The sequence below is a fragment of the Nocardioides nitrophenolicus genome (genome assembly GCF_016907515.1).
Lineage (GTDB): Bacteria > Actinomycetota > Actinomycetes > Propionibacteriales > Nocardioidaceae > Nocardioides > Nocardioides nitrophenolicus.
Window position 1 is genome coordinate 576325 of sequence record NZ_JAFBBY010000001.1, and the last position, 16652, is coordinate 592976.

The following is a 16652-nucleotide window of genomic DNA, read 5'->3' on the forward strand; positions in this document are numbered from 1 at the left end:
CCTCCCGAGACATGGGAGCCGGGGCCCTCGCCGCCGTACGGTCGAGCCATGACGGACGCCCTCGTGATCGGCAGCGGTCCCAACGGCCTGGCCGCCGCGCTGACCCTGGCCCGCGCCGGCGCGCGGGTGACCGTGCTCGAGGCCGAGAACGAGATCGGCGGCGGCACCCGCACCGGCCAGCCGTTCGGCGAGGGCATCCTGGTCGACCACTGCGCCGCCTTCCACCCGATGGCGGTGGGCTCCCCCGCGCTCGCCGGCCTCGACGCGTACGGCCTGCGCTGGGCGTGGCCCGAGATCGACGCGGCCCACCCCCTCGACGACGCCGCGCCCGCGCTGCTGCACCGCTCGGTGACGGCGACCGCCGCCGGCCTCGGCGCCGACGCCCGCCGCTGGAAGCTGCTCTTCGGCGGGCCGTCGCGGGCCTACGGCCGGCTGGCCGCCGACATCCTCGGCCCGGTCGTCCACCTGCCCCGCCACCCGCTGCTGCTCGGCCGCTTCGGCACGCCCACCGTGCTGCCGGCCGCCCTGCTCGCCCGGCTCTTCCGCACCGAGCAGGCCCGCGCCCTGTTCCTCGGTACGACGGCCCACGCCATGCGCCCGCTCACCGAGGTCGTCTCCGCGGCGATCGGCACCGGCATCCTCACCGCCGGCCACCACGCCGGCTGGCCGGTCGTCGTCGGCGGCACCCAGGCGCTCACCGAGGCGCTCGCCAAGGCACTGCTCGACCACGGCGGCCGGATCGAGACCGGCGTCCGCGTCACCTCGCTGGACCAGCTGCCGCCCGCGGCCGCCGTCCTGCTCAACCTGTCGCCCACCGCCGCCCTGGACCTGTACGGCGACCGGCTCCCCGCCGGCACCCGCCGCGCCTACCGCCGCCACCGCTACGGCCCGGCCGCCTTCAAGATCGACTTCGCCGTCGAGCAGGGCGTGCCCTGGCGCGACGCCGACGTCGGCCGCGCCGGCACCGTGCACCTCGCCGGCGGACCGGCCGAGATCATCGCCAACGAGCGAGCGGTCGCCGACGGCCGGATGCCCGAGCGTCCGTTCGTGCTCCTCGGCCAGCAGTACCTCGCCGACCCGTCCCGCTCCCGCGGCGACGTGCACCCCGTCTACAGCTACGCCCACGTCCCCGCCGGCTACGCCGGCGACGCCACCGAGGCGATCACCGCCCAGATCGAGCGCTTCGCCCCCGGCTTCCGGGAGCGGATCGTCGGCGTCCACGTCACCGCTCCGGGTCGGTTCGCGAGCGGCAACGCCAACTACGTCGGTGGCGACATCCTCACCGGCGCCAAGTCGCCGGGCGCCCTGCTGCTCGGGCCGCGTCCGGGCCGCAACCCCTACCGCACCGGCGCCCGCGGGGTGTACCTGTGCTCCGCGGCAGCCCCGCCCGGCCCCGGTGCGCACGGCATGGCCGGCTACCACGCGGCGCGGCTCGCGATCCGGGACCTGGGGCTGGGAGCCCCCTCACAACGGGGCGGCGCGTAGCGGATCCGCTACCATCGAGGCATGGCGCGCAAGAGCCTCGAGGAGCTCGCCGGCCCCACCACCGCCGGCTACATCCGCCGCACCGCGGCGAACCTGCTGAAGGATGCCCGCATCCGCACCGGTCTCACCCAGCAGCAGGTCGCCGACGCCGCCGGCGTACCCCGGTCCACCATCGCCCGGATCGAGACCGGCCGCATGCAGCCCAGCATCCCCACGCTGAGCGCCATCCTGATCGCGATCGGGCTCGACATCCGGATGCGGCTGGACCTGTTCGACGACCACGACCGGGTGCTCGATCGGCGAGCCGCAGCCGACCCGGACCTCCAGGCCGAGCGCGAGGCCGCCCTCGACGAGTTCTTCTCCGAGTACGGGTTCACGGCATGAGCGAGTTCCGGCCCAGCGCCATCCTCGACATCCTCACTGATCATGGCGTCGAGTTCGTGGTCATCGGCGGCTACGCGGCGCGCCTCCACGGCGCGAGCCGTCCGACCTTCGACGTCGACGTGACCCCCGAGCGGAGCCACGACAATCTCGAACGACTCGCGACCGCCCTCACCGCGCTGAGCGCCCGCATCCGCGTCGACGGCATCGACGAGGGTCTCCCGTTCTCGACCGATGCGACCGCCCTCGCCGGCATGGCGATGCTCAACCTCACCACGCCTCATGGCGACCTCGACATCTCCATGACCCCGGCCGGCACCTCGGGATTCGACGACCTCGTCCGCGACGCACGTCCGCAGCGCACCGGCGAGAACGACTCGCGCATCGCGAGCCTCGCCGACGTGATCAGGTCCAAGGAGCATGCCGGCCGCCGCAAGGACCTGGAGGCCCTGCCCGAGCTCCGGCGCCTGGCCATCACCCTCCGAGAAGGGCACTAGACCAGGCCCTCCCCGCCGTACACCTCCACCCACGCCAGGCACGCCTCCAGCCGGGCGGCGTCCTGGGTGATCCGGTGGCCGAGCAGGTCCTCGAGCCGGGCGACCCGGTAGCGCACCGTGTTGGGGTGGACGAAGAGCTGCTCGGCGGTGGCGTCGACGTTCTGGCCGGCGCGCAGGTAGGTGAGCGCGGTGGCGCGCAGCGCGTCGTCGCCCTTGCCGCGGCCGAGCAGCGGGCCGGCGACGCGGCGGACCATGGCGCGGGTGAGCTCGCCGTCGCCGAGCAGGCTGACCAGCTCGACGGCTCGGTAGTCGTGGCAGGGCGCGGCGGCGCGCAGGCCGATCCGCTGGGCGGCGACGGCCTGCAGGTGGCTGGCCCGGAAGGCCGCCGGGCCGTGGGTGGGGCGGCCGACGGCGAGGTGCAGGCCGAGCGTGGCGACGGTGTCCGCCACCCGGTCGAGGTCGTACGCCGGCTCGTCGGGTGTGGCGACCCAGCCCCACAGCTCGCGGCTGCCGGTGAGATGGGTGAGCGGGCGCGGGAGGCCGAGCTGCTGGCACAGCTGCACGGCGACGTCGAAGAAGGGCACGTCGCCGGCGCCCTCCGGGGGCGCCGAGAGCACGAAGGCGGTCTGCCAGAGCATCAGCTTGTGACCGAGGGTCTGCTCCGCGGCGGTCGTCGGCTCGGCGCCGGAGACGAGCGCCTCGATGGTCTCGGCCCGGCGGGCGTGCGCGCCCTCGGCGAGCAGGGCGCGCTCGCCCGTGTAGTGGTCGATGAGCTGCTCGATCGACTCGTCGATCCAGCGCTCGGCCCGCAGCCAGAGCAGGATCAGGGTCTCGTCGCGCGGCACGCCCTCGGGGAACGCGTCGGCCCGGGTGTGCTCGGTGAGATAGCGGAAGACGCTCTTGTTGGCGACCCGGTAGACCTTGAGCAGCACGTTGATGTCGAGGTGCCGGCGCGCGATCGACAGGCTCAGCGCGATCGCCGAGGGCGGCAGCGCGAGCCGGAACTCGTCGCAGACGCCGACCAGGAAGTTGCGCCAGTGCGCCCGGGTCGAGGCGTGCAGGTCCTCGATCAGCGCCGGGTCGCCGGCGATCTCGGGGATCGCGGCGATGATCTCGTCGTCGACGCTGCGCACGAACTCCTCGACCTCGGCCGGCTGGAGCGCCGCCTCGGCGAACTGCGCCAACCAGGTCTCGATCGCCTCGGCGACCTCGGTCGTCATGCCACCCCCTTTGGTGCCAGGTACATCGAGAACCAGTAGAAGCCGGATCCGCCCCGCCGCTCTTGGACTCTGCCACAAATCCCCCGCCGACGTGTGGTGCCGGTCACAAGCGCCGCGCGGGCGCCCGGACGCAGGCTGGACCCACGGCACGAGCGAGAGGAAAGCGATGAGCGAGTACGACTACGTGGTAGTGGGCAGCGGGTCGGGCGGGGCGGTGCTCGCCGGCCGGCTGAGCGAGGACCCCGGGGTCTCCGTCCTCGTTCTCGAGGCGGGCGGCCGGAGCCGGCCCCACCTGAACGTGCAGATCCCGGCGGCCTTCGCCAAGCAGTTCCACACCGCGCTCGACTGGGACTACGAGTCCGAGCCCGAGCCGCACCTCGACGGACGCCGGATCTACCAGCCCCGCGGCCGGATGCTCGGCGGCACCAGCGGCATGAACGCAATGATCTACATCCGCGGCAACCGCGCCGACTACGACGGCTGGGCCAAGGCCGGCGCCACCGGCTGGTCCTACGACGAGGTGCTCCCCCTGTTCCGCCGGATGGAGACCAACAGCCGCGGCGCGAGCGAGTTCCACGGCGCCTCCGGCCCGCAGTACGTCGAGGACGCGCCCGACCCCCGCGAGGGCTCGCGCCGCCTGGTCGAGGCGATGGTGGAGGTCGGCCTGGGCCGCACCGACGACTTCAACGGCGCCCAGCAGGAGGGCGCCTCGCTCTACCAGCGGTTCACCCACCGCGGCAGCCGCTGGACGACGTACGACGGCTACCTCGCGCCCCATCGCAAACGGCCCAACCTCACCATCAGGCCGCGGGCGCTGGTCCACAGGGTCACCATCGAGAACGGCCGCGCCACCGGCGTCCTCGCCAAGGTCGACGGCACCCTCCAGACCATCCGCGCCCGGCGCGAGGTGATCCTCGCCGCCGGCGCCTACAACACCCCGCAGCTGCTGATGCTGTCCGGCATCGGGCCCGCCGACCACCTCGCGGAGCACGGCATCACCACCCTCGTGGACAACCCGCACGTCGGCGCGCACCTGATGGACCACCCGATGTACCTGGTGAACTGGGACAGCAGCCACCCCGACAACCTGGCGTCCGCGGAGAAGCCGGCCGAGCTGGTCAGGTACCTGCTGCGGCACCGGGGCATGCTCACCTCCAACATCGGCGAGGCGGGCGCCTTCTTCCACTCCAGCGTGGCCGACGACGCGCCCGCACTGCAGCTGATCGGCGCACCGGTCTACTTCTGGCAGCACGGCGCCGCGACCTACCACGGCAAGGCGATCGCGATCGGCGTCTCCCTGGTCGGCGCCCGCTCGGAGGGCACCGTGCGGCTCGCCTCGGCGGACCCGGAGCGCAAGGTGCGGATCCGCAACGACTACTTCGCGCATCCCGACGACCTGACCTCGATGGTCGAGGGCATCGAGCGGGCCCGCGAGGTGCTGGCCGCGCCGGCGCTGAAGGACTTCGCCAACCACGAGATCCACCCCGGCCCGCGGTTCGGCAGCGCCCGCGCGGACCTGGAGCAGGCCGTGCGCGAGGGCGTCGAGCACACCTACCACCCCAGCTGCACGGCCCGGATGGGCACCGAGAGCGGTGCTGCCGGGGGCGTGCTCGACGCCGCCCTGCGCGTGTACGGCGTCGCCGGGCTCCGCGTCGCGGACGCCTCGGCGATGCCGCGGGTCACCCACGGCAACACCCATGCCCCGACGATGCTGATCGGCGAGAAGGCCGCCGACCTCCTGACCGCCGGGTCCTGAGGACCCGTCTGCCAGCATGGCGGGGTGACGCCGAGCATCCTCTGGTTCCGCCGCGACCTGCGCCTCGGCGACCACCCCGCCCTGCTGGCCGCGGCCGCGGACGGCCCGGTGCTGCCGCTGTTCGTCCTCGACCCGGTGCTCTGGGGCGCGTCCGGCGACGTGCGCCGCGCCTTCCTGCTGCGCACCCTGCGCGCCCTCGACGCCGACCTGCGCCGCCACGGCCCGGGCCTGGTGGTCCGCGCCGGACGCCCCGAGACGGTGCTGCCGGCGCTCGTCGCGGAGGTCGGGGCGCGCGCGGTGCACGTCAGTGCCGACTTCGCTCCCTACGGCGCCGCGCGGGACGCCCGCGTGGAGGAGGCGTTGGGCGAGCTGCCGCTGGTCCGCACCGGGTCGCCGTACGCCATCGCTCCGGGCCGGGTGCTGACCGGCGCCGGCAAGCCCTACCAGGTGTTCACCCCCTTCCACCGGGCGTGGGTCGAGCACGGCTGGCGCCCGCCCGCCGCGTCCGATCCCGCCGCCGTGGAGTGGGTCGGCGCGCCCGGCGACGAGCTGCCGGACGAGCCGGACGTCTCCGCGGTCGACCTCCCGGAGCCGGGCGAGGCGGCCGCGCTCGCGCGCTGGGACGCCTGGCGCGGGACGGCGTACGACGACGTCCGCGACCGCCCCGACCTCGACGCCACCTCGCGGCTCTCCCCCGACCTGCGCTGGGGCACGATCCACCCGCGCACCGTCCTCGCCGACCTCGATGCGCGCAACCCGCACGCGGCCACCTTCCGCAAGGAGCTGGCCTGGCGGGAGTTCTACGCGCACGTGCTGCACCACTGGCCGGCGTCCGCGCGGGAGTACTTCCGCCCCGAGCTGCGCGGCCTGCCCTATATCACCGGGGCGGAGCTGCGCCGGCGGCTGGACGCCTGGACGGCGGGACGCACCGGCTACCCGATCGTCGACGCCGGGATGCGACAGCTGCTCGCCGAGGGCTGGATGCACAACCGGGTCCGGATGATCGTGGCGTCCTTCCTGGTCAAGGACCTGCACGTCGAGTGGCAGCACGGCGCCCGGCACTTCATGACCCACCTGGTCGACGGCGACCTGGCGAGCAACCAGCACAACTGGCAGTGGGTGGCCGGCTGCGGGACCGACGCGGCGCCGTACTTCCGGGTGTTCAACCCGACCACGCAGGCCAAGAAGTTCGACCCCGACGGGGCGTACGTGCGGCGCTGGGTGCCCGAGCTCGCCGACCCGGACCAGGGTGGGTATCCCGAGCCGATCGTCGACCACGCGGAGCAGCGCGCGGCGACCCTGGAGGCCTACCAGCTGCTCCGGAGGCACGGCTGATGACGCCGTCGATCACCGACAGCTGGCTCCCGGCGCGGCCGCGGGCGATCGCGCTGGTGCTGCACGGCGGCGCCGAGCACGGCACCGACCCCCTCGACGGCCGCAGCCTGCCGTGGCGCCGCGGCCGCACCCTGGCCCGCCATCTCGCCGCGGCCGTGACGCGCGACGACATCGGCGTGCTGCTGCTGCGCTACCGGGTCAAGGGCTGGAACGCCGGGCACGACGCGGTGCCGCCGCCTGTCGCCGACGCCCGCTGGGCGCTCGACGAGATCGCCCGCACCCACGACCTCCCCGTCGCGGTCCTCGGCCACTCGATGGGCGCCCGCACCGGCGTCGCCGTCGCCGACCACCCGTCGATGCGCGGCGTGGTCGCGCTCGCCCCCTGGCTTCCGCCCGACGACCCGGTCGCGCCGCTGACCGGCAAGCTGCTCCGCGCCGCCCACGGCCGCCGCGACCGGATCACCTCGCCCCGCGCCACCCGGGCCTTCGTCGCCCGGGCGGCCGCGGTCGCCGACGCGGAGTTCACCGACATGGGCGCCGTCGGGCACTACCTGCTCCGGCGGATGGCGCTGTGGGACGCGTACGCCGCGGCAAGCGTGCGGGAGGTGCTCGCGCCGGGCTAAGCCTGGGTGCGTGCCGCCCACCCGGGTCAGGACGGCCAGCCGGTGTACCCCTCCGCCAGGTAGGTCGACCCGGCCGTCGAGGTGACCAGCGAGGTCAGCTCGCCGACCTGCCGGCGTACGTCGAAGTCGCTCGCCTCGGGCAGCCGGTGCAGCATCGTGGTCATCCAGTAGGAGAAGTGCTGCGCCTTCCAGACCCGCCGCAGGGCCCGTTCGGCGTACCGGTCGAGGGCCGTCTCGTCGCCACGAAGGTGCAGCTCGAGCTCCTCGGCGAGCACCCGGACGTCGGCCAGCGCCAGGTTGAGGCCCTTGGCGCCGGTCGGTGGCACGGTGTGGGCGGCGTCGCCGGCGAGCACCAGGTTGCCGTGACGCATCGGCTCCTGGACGAAGCTGCGGAACGGCAGCACCACCTTCGAGGTGATCGGCCCCTCCTTCAGCACGTAGCCGTTGGCGCCGACCCGGGCCTGGAGCTCGGCCCAGATCCGGTCGTCGGACCAGGCGGCGACGTCCTCGGCCGGGTCGCACTGGAAGTACATCCGCTGCAGGCTCTCGGTGCGCTGGCTGATCAGCGCGAAGCCGCGCTCGGAGTGGCTGTAGATCAGCTCCTCGCTGCTGGGCGGCGCCTCGCAGAGGATGCCGAACCAGGCGAAGGGGTACTCGCGGAAGAACTGCCGGCGCAGCGACTCCGGGAACTCGTGGCGGCAGATGCTGCGCGAGCCGTCGGAGCCGACCAGGGTCCGGGCCGCGACCTCGTGGCGTACGCCGTCGGCGTCGGTGAACCTCATCAGCGGCCGGTCGCCGGTGATGTCGGCGACCGACACCTCGCTCACCCCGAACCGGACGTCCCCGCCGTCGCGCGCGCGGGCGTCGGCGAGGTCGATGAACACGTCGGTCTGCGGGTAGAGCTGCACGGACGCGCCGACCAGCGCCTCGAAGTCGATCCGGTGCCCGCCGCCACCGAAGGCGAGGTCGATCCCGGCATGCCGGTAGCCGTCGCGCAGCACCCGGTCGGAGACGCCGCTGTCGGTGAGCAGCCGCACGCTGTCCTGCTCCAGGATCCCGGCCCGGTGGGTGTTCTCGATCTCGACGCGGCTGCGGACGTCGATCGCGACCGATTCGATCCCGGCGCGCTGCAGCAGGTGCGCGAGCATCAGGCCCGCCGGCCCGGCGCCGACGATGGCGACCTCGGTGGTGGTGGGGGTCGGGGCGGTCATCGGTCCAGCTCCTCGAGGACGCCCTTCGCGACGGCGAAGGCGTGGTTGGCAGCGGGGACGCCGCAGTAGACGCCGGCCTGCAGGATCACCTCGGCGATCTCGTCGTCGCCGAGCCCGTTGGTGCGCGCGGCACGCACGTGCATCGCGAACTCCTCCCAGTGCCCGAGCGCGATCATCGCGGTCAGGACGGCGACCGAGCGGGTCCGGCGGTCCAGGCCGGGGCGGGTCCACACGCTGCCCCAGGCGTAGCGGGTGATCAGCTCCTGGAAGTCCTGGGTGAACGGGGTCTTCGCGGCTTCCGCGCGGTCGACGTGCGCGTCGCCGAGCACCTCGCGGCGAACCGTCATGCCGGCGTCGAAGGGGTCGTCGTAGGTCATCGGTCGGTCTCCAGGAAGCGGGTGATCAGGGCCGCGGTCGCGGCCGGGTCCTCGGCGGGGGGCAGGTGGGCGACGTCGTCGAGCACGACCTCGACCTGGTCGGGGGTGACCACGACGTCGTGCGCGCCGCCGGCCACCAGCAGCGGCACCGGCGCGAACGCGATCCGGTCGCGGACGTCGTAGGTCGCGAGCGCCTCGCAGGCCAGGGCGTAGGACTCGTCGTCGACGGACTGCAACGCGAGCAGCAGCCCGCTGCCGGTCGCCGGGTCGCGCTCGAGGAAGCCGGGCGCGAACCAGCGCGCCGCGGACCCCTCGACCATGGCGGCGGTCCCGGCCGCGCGGACGTACGCCGCCCGCTCGTGCCAGCCCTCCGGCGTACCGATCCGCGGGGCGGACGCCAGGGTCACCACCGCGTCGAAGGGCCCCGGCTCGACGGCGATCGTGAAGCCGACGGCGCCACCGAGCGAGACGCCGGCGTAGGCCACCGGGCGCCCGGCGGCGATCCCCGCGGCCCGGTCGCGGACGGCGGCGGCCAGGTCGGCGACGGTGAACGCCGACGTCGTGGGCGCACCGGCACCATGGCCGGGCAGGTCCCAGCCGACGACCTGCCAGGTCGCCGGGAGCAGGGCGGCGCAGCGCGACCAGAGGTCGGCGACCCCGGTGCCGAGGGAGGGACCCACGACGAGGACCCGCTCGGCGTCCGCGCCTCGCTCGGCACCGGTGAGCTGGGTGCAGGTCAGCTCAACCACGGGTCTCCTCCCAGCGGGCGACGGCGAGGTCGACGAGGCGGCCGGCCGCGCCGGTCCCGCCCCGGTCGTCGAGGCTGCCGGTCGCGGTGGCCGCATCGACGCGGGCGGCCATCGCGGAGGTGTCGACCTGCAGGCCGGCGACGACCTCGGCAGCCTGGCTCGCCGCGGTGACGGCGAGCTCCAGGAGCCGGGTCAGGACGGGCCACTCGGCGTGCCAGGCTCCGTCGGGCCGCTCGTCGACGGCGCCGGCCGCGGACAGGTGGAGCTGGGCGGCGAGGCCCGGTGCCTGCTGCGCGGCGGCGTGCACGAGGACGGACAGGACCGGGTTCTGCTTGTGCGGCATCGTCGAGGAGCCACCGCGCCCGGCGACGGCGCCCTCGCGGACCTCGGCGACCTCGGGGCGGCCGAGCAGCAGCACGTCGGCCGCGACGACACCGAGGGCGTCGGTGGCGGTGGTGAGCGCGTCGCCGATCGCCGTGACCGTCGCGCGCCGGGTGTGCCACGGCAGCACGGCCGCATCGAGACCGAGAGCGGCGGCGAGCGCGGGCAGCGCCTCGGGCTCGGCCAACAGCGCGCGGGTGCCCGCCGCGCCGCCGTACTGCACCGGGAAGGTCAGCGCGTCCAGCCGCGTGACGGCGTCGTCGACGCCGGCCAGCCACTGGGCCACCCGCAGCCCGAAGGTGGTCGGGACCGCCCACTGGGTGAGCGTCCGCGCCACCGCGATGTCGTCGCGGTGGGTCCGGGCGAGAGTCGCGAGGGCGTCGCCGGTGGCGACCAGGTCCGCACGCACGCGGGCCACGGCGTCGCGGGCGAGCAGGACCAGCGCGGTGTCGACGACGTCCTGGCTGGTGAGCCCGCGGTGCACGGCACCCGAGGCGTCGCCGGCGGCAGCGCGCAGCGACTCGACCAGGGGGACCACGGGGTTGCCGGCGGTCTCGGCCGCGACCGCCAATGCGGTCAGGTCGACGTCGAGCCCGGCCGCCGCCTCGGCGACCTCCGCGGCCTCGGCGTCGGTCGCGACCCCGGCGGCGACGAGCGCCCGGGCCCAGGCGGTCTCGACCCGCAGCAGCGCCGCCAGCACCGCCGTGTCGTCGGCGATCCCGGCGGCCCGGTGCGCGCCGGGACGCAGCAGGCTCATGACCGGTGCCGCGGGTAGCTCAGGAAGACCGTCTCGCGGTCCCCCTGCAGGTGGACGTCGAACCGCAGGCTGCCGTCGGCCTCGCGCTCGACCCGCAGTGTCGCGGCGTCCTCGGCCGGCAGGCCGGCGAGGAGGTCGTCGGACTCCCCCGGCAGGTAGGCGCGGGTGAACAGCCGGTCGAGCAGGCCGCGGGCGAAGACGGTCACGGCGAAGAAGGCCGCTCCCCCGTCGACACCGGCGGGCTCCACCGTCGTGAAGGCGTAGCGCCCGGACGCGTCGGTCGCCGCCCGGCCCCAGCCGGTGAACCGGCCGTCGCGGCGCAGCGAGCCCTCGACCCGCGGCACCCGGCCGGCCGGGTCGGCCTGCCGGAGCTCGAGGAGCGCGTCGGGGACGGGGGCTCCGGCGCCGTCGTAGACGGTGCCGTGGAGGCGGACCGCGCCGACCGTGCCGGCGGGGACCAGGAACGGACCGCCGGCGTACGGCAGCGCGTAGTGGAAGAACGGGCCGATGGTCTGCCCGGGGGTGGGCGCGAGGGTCTCACTCATGGTCGGCACGCTCCAACGGGGTCGCGTGGGTGCCGGTCAGCACGATGTCCCAGCGGTAGCCGGTCGCCCACTCGTGGGTGGTCAGGTCATGGTCGTAGGTGGCGACCAGGCGCTCGCGCACCGACGGCTCGGTGATCGACTGGTAGATCGGGTCGAGCGCGAACAGCGGATCGCCGGGGAAGTACATCTGGGTGACCAGGCGCTGGGTGAACTCGGTGCCGAACAGCGAGAAGTGGATGTGCGCGGGCCGCCAGGCGTTGAGGTGGTTGCGCCACGGGTACGGGCCCGGCTTGATGGTGGTGAACCGGTAGACCCCGTCGCCGTCGGTCAGGCAGCGCCCGACGCCGGTGAAGTTGGGGTCGACCGGCGCGGGGTGCTGGTCGCGCTTGTGGATGTAGCGTCCGCCCGCGTTGGCCTGCCAGATCTCGACCAGCTGGTGGCGCACCGGGCGCCCGTCGCCGTCGAGGACCTGCCCGGTGACCAGCATCCGCTCGCCGATCGGCTCGCCGCCGTGCTGGATGGTGAGGTCGGCCTCGACCGGGTCGAGGTCGGAGTGCCCGAACACCGGCGCCACCAGCTCGATCCCCTCGGGGTCGGCGTGGCGCGGGTCCTTGGTGGGGTGGCGCAGCACGGAGCTGCGGTACGGCGGGAAGTCGATCCGCGGCTGCGGCGCACCCGGTGCGGTCGCGGCCTGCGCCTCGGCGATCTCGGCGGTGATGCGCGCCTGGGTCTCCAGTGCCGGCGTGGCGGTGGTCGTGGTCACGGTCACACGCTAGGCGGCGGGGCGCGATCCGCGCGATAGAGTTCTTCCACTGAGCGAAAGGCCCTGCGTTGGCTGGCAACACGTCCGTCCCGGGCGCGACCGTCGTGTCGCGTAGTCTCGCGCTGCTCTTCGCCTTCGACGAGACCCATCGCCGGCTGACGCTGTCCGAGCTGGCCCGCCGGGCCGGGCTGCCCCTCCCCACCACCCACCGGCTGGTCGGCGAGCTGGTCGCCGGGGGCGCACTGGTGCGCCGGCCCACCGGGGAGTACGTCGTCGCCCGGCGGCTGTGGCAGGTCGGCCTGCTCGCCCCCGTCGAGACCGGGCTGCGCGAGGTCGCCGCGCCGTTCATGAACGACCTGCACGCCGCCACCCGCGCGACCGTCCACCTCGCCGTTCGCGAGGGCACCGAGGTGCTCTACCTCGAGCGCCTCTCCGGCCGCGCGTCGGTCCCGGTCGTCAGCACCGTCGGCTCACGACTCCCGCTCCACGCCACCGGGGTCGGCAAGGTGCTGCTCGCCCACGCACCCGAGGACGTCGTGACCGCCTCGCTCGCGCGGCTGGCCCGGGTCACGCCGTTCACCATCACCCAGCCGGCCCGGATGCGCGAGCAGCTCGACCAGATCCGCCACGACGGCTATGCCACCACCGTCGAGGAGATGACGCTGGGCGCCTGCTCGGTCGCGGTCCCCGTCTCCGCCGGCAGCCGTGTCGTCGCCGCCCTCGGCGTCGTCGTACCGTCGCTCAAGCGGGACCGGGCCCGCCTGGTCGCGGCGCTCCAGGTCGCGGCGCAGGGCGTCGGTCGCTCGGTGGGCTGAGCCCGCGCTCACACCTTCCGGTGGATCGACTTGAAGGCGAGGTACGCCGAGAGCCCCTCCACGCCGTACTCGACGCCGAGACCCGAGTCGTGCCGGCCGCCGAACGGCGCGGCGTGGTTGGACGCGAAGAAGTTGAGCCCGACCGAGCCGGTGTCCATCCGCTCGGCGACCTCCAGCGCCCGCGCCGGGTCCGCGGAGAACACCAGACCGCCGAGACCGAACGAGGTGTCGTTCGCCAGCGCGATCGCGTCGTCGAGGGTCTCGTAGCGGAGCACCGAGAGCACCGGCCCGAAGACCTCCTCGCGGGCGACGGTCATCGACGGCGTCACGTCGGCGAGCACCGTCGGCCGCACGAAGTAGCCCGGGCCGTCGACGGCGGCACCGCCGGTCGTGACCCTCGCGCCCTCGGCCTTCGCGCCGTCGAGGTAGCCGAGCACGACATCGCGCTGCCGCGCGGTCGCGAGCGGGCCGAAGACGGTGTCGGGGTCGAACGGGTCGCCGAGCCTGCCCGCGGCGATGGTCGCGGTGACCATCGCGACGACCTCGTCGTAGCGCGCCGCGGGCGCGAGGATCCGGGTGGAGATGTAGCAGGTCTGGCCGGTGTTGCGCATCGACGAGCGCACCAGGACCCGCGCCATGGCGTCGAGGTCGGCGTCCTCCAGCACGATGGCCGACGACTTGCCGCCGAGCTCGAGGGTCACCGGCCTGAGCAGCTCGCCGCAGGCCGCGCCGATCCGTCGCCCCACCGGCGTCGAGCCGGTGAAGGCGACCTTGGCGGTGTCGGGGTGGCGCACCAGCGCCTCGCCGACGGCTCCCCCGCCGGTGACCAGGTTGACCACGCCCGGAGGTACGCCGGCCGCCTCCGCCGCCTCGACCACGAACCGGATCGACAGCGGGGTCGACTCGGCCGGCTTCATCACGACGGTGCAGCCCGCGAGCAGCGCGGGCGCGAGCTTGATCACCATCAGGTTGATCGGGAAGTTCCACGGAGCGATCAGCACGCACGGCCCGACCGGCTCCCGTCGGACGACGGTCTCCGCGCCGCCCGCAGGGAACGGCCGCACGTCCTCGGTCTCCAGCCACGACGCCAGCGACGCGACCTGGCGCAGGATCCCCGCCGCGTTGGCGGCGGCGCCGGAGGTCTCCGCGATCGGCGAGCCGTTCTCGCGGGTGTTGGTCCAGGAGAGCGGCTCGGCCCGCTTCTCCAGCTCGTCGGCCATCCGCAGCAGCACCTCGGCCCGCTCCGACGGCGTCATCCGCGGCCACGGCCCGGTCCGGAAGGCGCGCGCCGCGGCGGCCATCGCGCTGTCCACGTCCTGGCGCGAGGCATCGGGCACGCTGCCCCAGGTCTCCTCCGTCGCCGGATCGACGACGGGCAACCGGCCGGTCCCCCGAGCGGGACGCCACGCGCCGTCGACGTAGAGGTCCGAGACGTGGGTCCACGGCAGGGCGAGCCGAGGGCGCGTCACGGCGCCACCTCGCCGGCGTCGTCGCGCAGCACGTCGGTCCTGAGCAGCCGGTTGGATCGGCTCAGGTCGGCGTGGGCCATCGCGACCGCGGCCTCGGTCAGCAGCTCCGGGACGATCTCGCGGGCGAGCCGGTCGCAGTAGGTCGCCGGGTCCAGCCCGAACCAGCCCGAGGCGAGCGCGATCCCGGCGTGGTCGAAGCGCCACAGCCGGTCGGCGTCGCGGACCAGCGCGTCCTCCAGGGAGTAGGCCTCCTTGCGGGTGTCGTGCCCGTCGACGATGGCGCACACGGCCGCGACGAACTCCTCCGCATAGCCCAGCGGCGGCAGCACCTCCCGCGCGATCAGGCAGCCCTGCCGCTCGTGCTCGAACCGGATCTCGGCCTTGCGCCAGTCGCCGGAGAAGCCCTCGGCGATGATCCGGCTCTCGTCGACCCGGCCCCAGCCGGTGTCGTGGAGCAGGATCGCGACCCGCACCAGCTCCGCGTCGGCCTCGGGGTAGGCCCGGCACAGCCGCTCGGCGTACGCCAGCGAGATCGGCAGGTGGATGTCGTTGCTGCGCGCCCGGGTCTCCGGTACGACGCCGCGCCACACCGGGTCGAGGTCCAGCCCGGCGGCCGGCGTGAGCGAGATCGGCGAGGTGTCGACCGGCCCGGACGGCGGGACGGGGGTCGGCGGCAGGGGCTGGGTCATGACGGCTTCCTCGAGATCGACTTGAGCGGGACCGCGGGGTCGGCGGCCTCGTCGGGCGGGATCGACGCTCCGCTCGCGATGGCGGCCTTGACGGCCATGAAGTCCAGGGGTGCGTTGACGCAGTCGGCGGCGATGATCGCGTCGCCGCGGTAGTAGAGCACCGCGTGCCTGCCCTTCGCCGGGTCGCCGCGGACCACGGTCCGGTCGTGCCCGGCGGACAGGCCGGCGATCTGCAGCTTGAGGTCGGCCTGGTTCGACCAGAACCACGGGACGCCGGCGTACTCCTCGGGCCGCCCGGTGATCGCGTACGCCGCCACCTTGGCCTGCTCCACCGCGTTGTTGACGCTCTCGAACCGCATCCGGTCCTGCGTCGGCGCGCCCGGGACCGGGTTCGGCAGGTTGGCGACGTCGCCGACCGCGACGGTCACCCCGTCGGAGGCGACCGCGTGCTCGTCGACCCGGATCCCGTTGTCGCAGGCGAGCCCGATCGACTCGGCCAGCTCGGTGTTGGGGATCACCCCGACGCCGATCAGCACCAGGTCCGCGCGGATCAGCCGGCCGTCGGCGAGCTCGACCCCGGACACCCGGTCCCCCGAGCCGGTGATCCGACGCACCTGCGCGTCCAGGACCACGTCGATGCCGTGCTGCCGGTGGTGGTCGAGCAGGTACGCCGACGTCTCGGCCCCCACCGCGCGCCCGACCAGGCGCGGCCCGGCCTCCAGCAGCGTGACCGTGCGGCCCATCTTGTTGAGGCTGGCCGCGGCCTCGATGCCGATGAAGCCGCCGCCGATCACGACGACGTCCTTGACCATCGGCACCCGCGCCTTGAGCTCGAGCGCGTCGTCGGCGTTGCGCAGGTAGAGCACGCCGGGCAGGTCCACGCCCTCGACCAGGAGCCGCCTCGCCCGGGCGCCGACGGTCAGCGCGAGCCGGTCGAACGGGATCTCCGCGCCCGACAGGGAGTGCGCGACCCCGCCGCCGTCGGCGCGCTTGTCGATCCGGATGATGCGCTCGTTGCGCACGACTCGGATCCGGTGCTCGTCCCAGTACTCCTGGGTGCGGTAGATCAGCGACTCCTTGGTGATCGCGCCCTGCAGGAACTCCTTCGACAGCGCCGGACGCTGGTAGGGACGGTGGTTCTCGTCCCCGAGGAGCGTGATGGGCGGCTCGTACCCGAGGGCGCGCAGGGACACCGCGAGCTGCACCCCCGCCTGGGAGGAGCCGATGATGAGCAGGCCGGCCGAGCCCTCGGGATCAGTGCTCATGGCTCAGACCTGCGTCTCCGGCGTGGTCACGTGCAGGTCCATGCCCTCGGTGACCTTGATCTGGCAGCACAGCCGGGAGGTGTCGCGCCGGTCGACGGCGGCGCCCCACAGCATCTCGTCCTCCATCTCCTCCATCGGCGGCAGCGCGGCGTAGTCGGCCGGGTCGACGAAGACGTGGCAGGTCGCGCAGGACAGCGAGCCGCCGCACTCCGCGACGATGCCGGGGACGCCGTTGCGCACGGCGGTCTCCATCACGGAGTCGCCGACGCCGGCCTCGACGGCGTGGGCCGTCCCGGTGGCGTCGGTGTAGGTGATCGTGGGCATGTCGGTCCCT

At 74.4% G+C, this 16652-nt stretch carries 18 protein-coding genes; 7 read left to right on the forward strand and 11 right to left on the reverse strand.

What is annotated here, in order from left to right:
* The first annotated feature begins 48 nt into the window (after positions 1-48).
* The 3 genes from JOD66_RS02785 to JOD66_RS02795 are packed head-to-tail and all read left to right on the forward strand — an operon-like array spanning position 49 to position 2363.
* Positions 49-1485 (forward strand): phytoene desaturase family protein, encoded by a 1437-nt coding sequence (locus JOD66_RS02785; RefSeq protein ID WP_204835415.1) that lies wholly within the window; start codon positions 49-51, stop codon positions 1483-1485.
* Positions 1486-1506: 21 nt separating this feature from the next.
* The gene (locus JOD66_RS02790) at positions 1507-1869 is read left to right on the forward strand and encodes a helix-turn-helix transcriptional regulator (protein WP_204835416.1); all 363 of its coding nucleotides are present in this window, start codon (positions 1507-1509) and stop codon (positions 1867-1869) included.
* The gene (locus tag JOD66_RS02795; protein WP_204835417.1) at positions 1866-2363 is read left to right on the forward strand and encodes a hypothetical protein; all 498 of its coding nucleotides are present in this window, start codon (positions 1866-1868) and stop codon (positions 2361-2363) included. The genes JOD66_RS02790 and JOD66_RS02795 overlap by 4 nt, the downstream gene beginning before the upstream one ends.
* Here the strand turns inward: JOD66_RS02795 and JOD66_RS02800 are convergent.
* Positions 2360-3583: a helix-turn-helix domain-containing protein gene (locus JOD66_RS02800; protein ID WP_204835418.1), complete on the reverse strand. Its 1224-nt coding sequence runs from the start codon at positions 3581-3583 to the stop codon at positions 2360-2362. The two genes, JOD66_RS02795 and JOD66_RS02800, sit on opposite strands and share 4 nt — an antisense overlap.
* Positions 3584-3749: 166 nt before the next feature.
* Between JOD66_RS02800 and JOD66_RS02805 the strand changes: the two genes are divergently transcribed.
* The 3 genes from JOD66_RS02805 to JOD66_RS02815 are packed head-to-tail and all read left to right on the forward strand — an operon-like array spanning position 3750 to position 7297.
* Entirely contained in the window at positions 3750-5339 is a 1590-nt protein-coding gene (locus JOD66_RS02805; protein ID WP_204835419.1) for a GMC family oxidoreductase, read from the forward strand.
* A 24-nt stretch (positions 5340-5363) separates the two neighbouring features.
* Positions 5364-6674, forward strand: coding sequence for a cryptochrome/photolyase family protein (locus JOD66_RS29340; RefSeq protein ID WP_204835420.1), 1311 nt, complete (start codon positions 5364-5366; stop codon positions 6672-6674).
* Positions 6674-7297, forward strand: coding sequence for a serine aminopeptidase domain-containing protein (locus JOD66_RS02815; RefSeq protein WP_204835421.1), 624 nt, complete (start codon positions 6674-6676; stop codon positions 7295-7297). The genes JOD66_RS29340 and JOD66_RS02815 overlap by 1 nt, the downstream gene beginning before the upstream one ends.
* A gap of 26 nt (positions 7298-7323) precedes the next feature.
* Here JOD66_RS02815 and JOD66_RS02820 read toward each other — a convergent pair whose 3' ends face one another.
* From JOD66_RS02820 to pcaH, 6 genes are read right to left on the reverse strand one after another with little or no spacing between them, the layout of a single operon-like run.
* Positions 7324-8508: a 4-hydroxybenzoate 3-monooxygenase gene (locus JOD66_RS02820; protein WP_204835422.1), complete on the reverse strand. Its 1185-nt coding sequence runs from the start codon at positions 8506-8508 to the stop codon at positions 7324-7326.
* On the reverse strand, positions 8505-8885 hold the full coding sequence (pcaC, locus tag JOD66_RS02825) for a 4-carboxymuconolactone decarboxylase (RefSeq protein WP_204835423.1): 381 nt from the start codon (positions 8883-8885) through the stop codon (positions 8505-8507). The genes JOD66_RS02820 and pcaC overlap by 4 nt, the downstream gene beginning before the upstream one ends.
* A complete protein-coding gene (locus JOD66_RS02830; RefSeq protein WP_204835424.1) occupies positions 8882-9634 on the reverse strand; it encodes an alpha/beta fold hydrolase in 753 nt (250 codons plus the stop codon). The genes pcaC and JOD66_RS02830 overlap by 4 nt, the downstream gene beginning before the upstream one ends.
* Positions 9627-10772: a lyase family protein gene (locus JOD66_RS02835; protein WP_204835425.1), complete on the reverse strand. Its 1146-nt coding sequence runs from the start codon at positions 10770-10772 to the stop codon at positions 9627-9629. The genes JOD66_RS02830 and JOD66_RS02835 overlap by 8 nt, the downstream gene beginning before the upstream one ends.
* On the reverse strand, positions 10769-11317 hold the full coding sequence (gene pcaG, locus JOD66_RS02840) for a protocatechuate 3,4-dioxygenase subunit alpha (RefSeq protein ID WP_204835426.1): 549 nt from the start codon (positions 11315-11317) through the stop codon (positions 10769-10771). Before pcaG ends, JOD66_RS02835 begins: the two co-directional genes overlap by 4 nt.
* Positions 11310-12080 carry a protocatechuate 3,4-dioxygenase subunit beta gene (gene pcaH / locus JOD66_RS02845; protein ID WP_204835427.1) on the reverse strand — a complete coding sequence of 257 codons (771 nt, stop codon included), beginning with the start codon at positions 12078-12080 and terminating at the stop codon, positions 11310-11312. The genes pcaG and pcaH overlap by 8 nt, the downstream gene beginning before the upstream one ends.
* Positions 12081-12184: 104 nt before the next feature.
* Between pcaH and JOD66_RS02850 the strand changes: the two genes are divergently transcribed.
* The gene (locus tag JOD66_RS02850) at positions 12185-12895 is read left to right on the forward strand and encodes an IclR family transcriptional regulator (protein WP_307823260.1); all 711 of its coding nucleotides are present in this window, start codon (positions 12185-12187) and stop codon (positions 12893-12895) included.
* An 8-nt stretch (positions 12896-12903) separates the two neighbouring features.
* Here the strand turns inward: JOD66_RS02850 and JOD66_RS02855 are convergent, their stop codons facing one another.
* From JOD66_RS02855 to JOD66_RS02870, 4 genes are read right to left on the reverse strand one after another with little or no spacing between them, the layout of a single operon-like run.
* On the reverse strand, positions 12904-14364 hold the full coding sequence (locus JOD66_RS02855) for an aldehyde dehydrogenase (protein WP_204835429.1): 1461 nt from the start codon (positions 14362-14364) through the stop codon (positions 12904-12906).
* A complete protein-coding gene (locus JOD66_RS02860) occupies positions 14361-15053 on the reverse strand; it encodes an HD domain-containing protein (RefSeq protein ID WP_204835430.1) in 693 nt (230 codons plus the stop codon). Before JOD66_RS02860 ends, JOD66_RS02855 begins: the two co-directional genes overlap by 4 nt.
* Positions 15050-16318 (reverse strand): NAD(P)/FAD-dependent oxidoreductase, encoded by a 1269-nt coding sequence (locus JOD66_RS02865; RefSeq protein WP_204835431.1) that lies wholly within the window; start codon positions 16316-16318, stop codon positions 15050-15052. The genes JOD66_RS02860 and JOD66_RS02865 overlap by 4 nt, the downstream gene beginning before the upstream one ends.
* A gap of 3 nt (positions 16319-16321) precedes the next feature.
* Entirely contained in the window at positions 16322-16642 is a 321-nt protein-coding gene (locus JOD66_RS02870; protein WP_204835432.1) for a 2Fe-2S iron-sulfur cluster-binding protein, read from the reverse strand.
* Between the last annotated feature and the right edge of the window lie 10 nt (positions 16643-16652).

Bases quoted from the DNA above. Each gene is read 5' to 3' on its own strand.
- JOD66_RS02790 (WP_204835416.1), top strand. From the start codon at position 1,507: ATGGCGCGCAAGAGCCTCGAGGAGCTCGCCGGCCCCACCACCGCCGGC.
- JOD66_RS02860 (WP_204835430.1), bottom strand. From the start codon at position 15,053: ATGACCCAGCCCCTGCCGCCGACCCCCGTCCCGCCGTCCGGGCCGGTC.
- JOD66_RS02870 (WP_204835432.1), bottom strand. From the start codon at position 16,642: ATGCCCACGATCACCTACACCGACGCCACCGGGACGGCCCACGCCGTC.
- JOD66_RS02865 (WP_204835431.1), bottom strand. From the start codon at position 16,318: ATGAGCACTGATCCCGAGGGCTCGGCCGGCCTGCTCATCATCGGCTCC.
- JOD66_RS02835 (WP_204835425.1), bottom strand. From the start codon at position 10,772: ATGAGCCTGCTGCGTCCCGGCGCGCACCGGGCCGCCGGGATCGCCGAC.
- pcaC (WP_204835423.1), bottom strand. From the start codon at position 8,885: ATGACCTACGACGACCCCTTCGACGCCGGCATGACGGTTCGCCGCGAG.
- JOD66_RS02785 (WP_204835415.1), top strand. From the start codon at position 49: ATGACGGACGCCCTCGTGATCGGCAGCGGTCCCAACGGCCTGGCCGCC.
- JOD66_RS02805 (WP_204835419.1), top strand. From the start codon at position 3,750: ATGAGCGAGTACGACTACGTGGTAGTGGGCAGCGGGTCGGGCGGGGCG.
- pcaG (WP_204835426.1), bottom strand. From the start codon at position 11,317: ATGAGTGAGACCCTCGCGCCCACCCCCGGGCAGACCATCGGCCCGTTC.
- JOD66_RS02795 (WP_204835417.1), top strand. From the start codon at position 1,866: ATGAGCGAGTTCCGGCCCAGCGCCATCCTCGACATCCTCACTGATCAT.
- JOD66_RS02820 (WP_204835422.1), bottom strand. From the start codon at position 8,508: ATGACCGCCCCGACCCCCACCACCACCGAGGTCGCCATCGTCGGCGCC.
- JOD66_RS02800 (WP_204835418.1), bottom strand. From the start codon at position 3,583: ATGACGACCGAGGTCGCCGAGGCGATCGAGACCTGGTTGGCGCAGTTC.
- JOD66_RS02815 (WP_204835421.1), top strand. From the start codon at position 6,674: ATGACGCCGTCGATCACCGACAGCTGGCTCCCGGCGCGGCCGCGGGCG.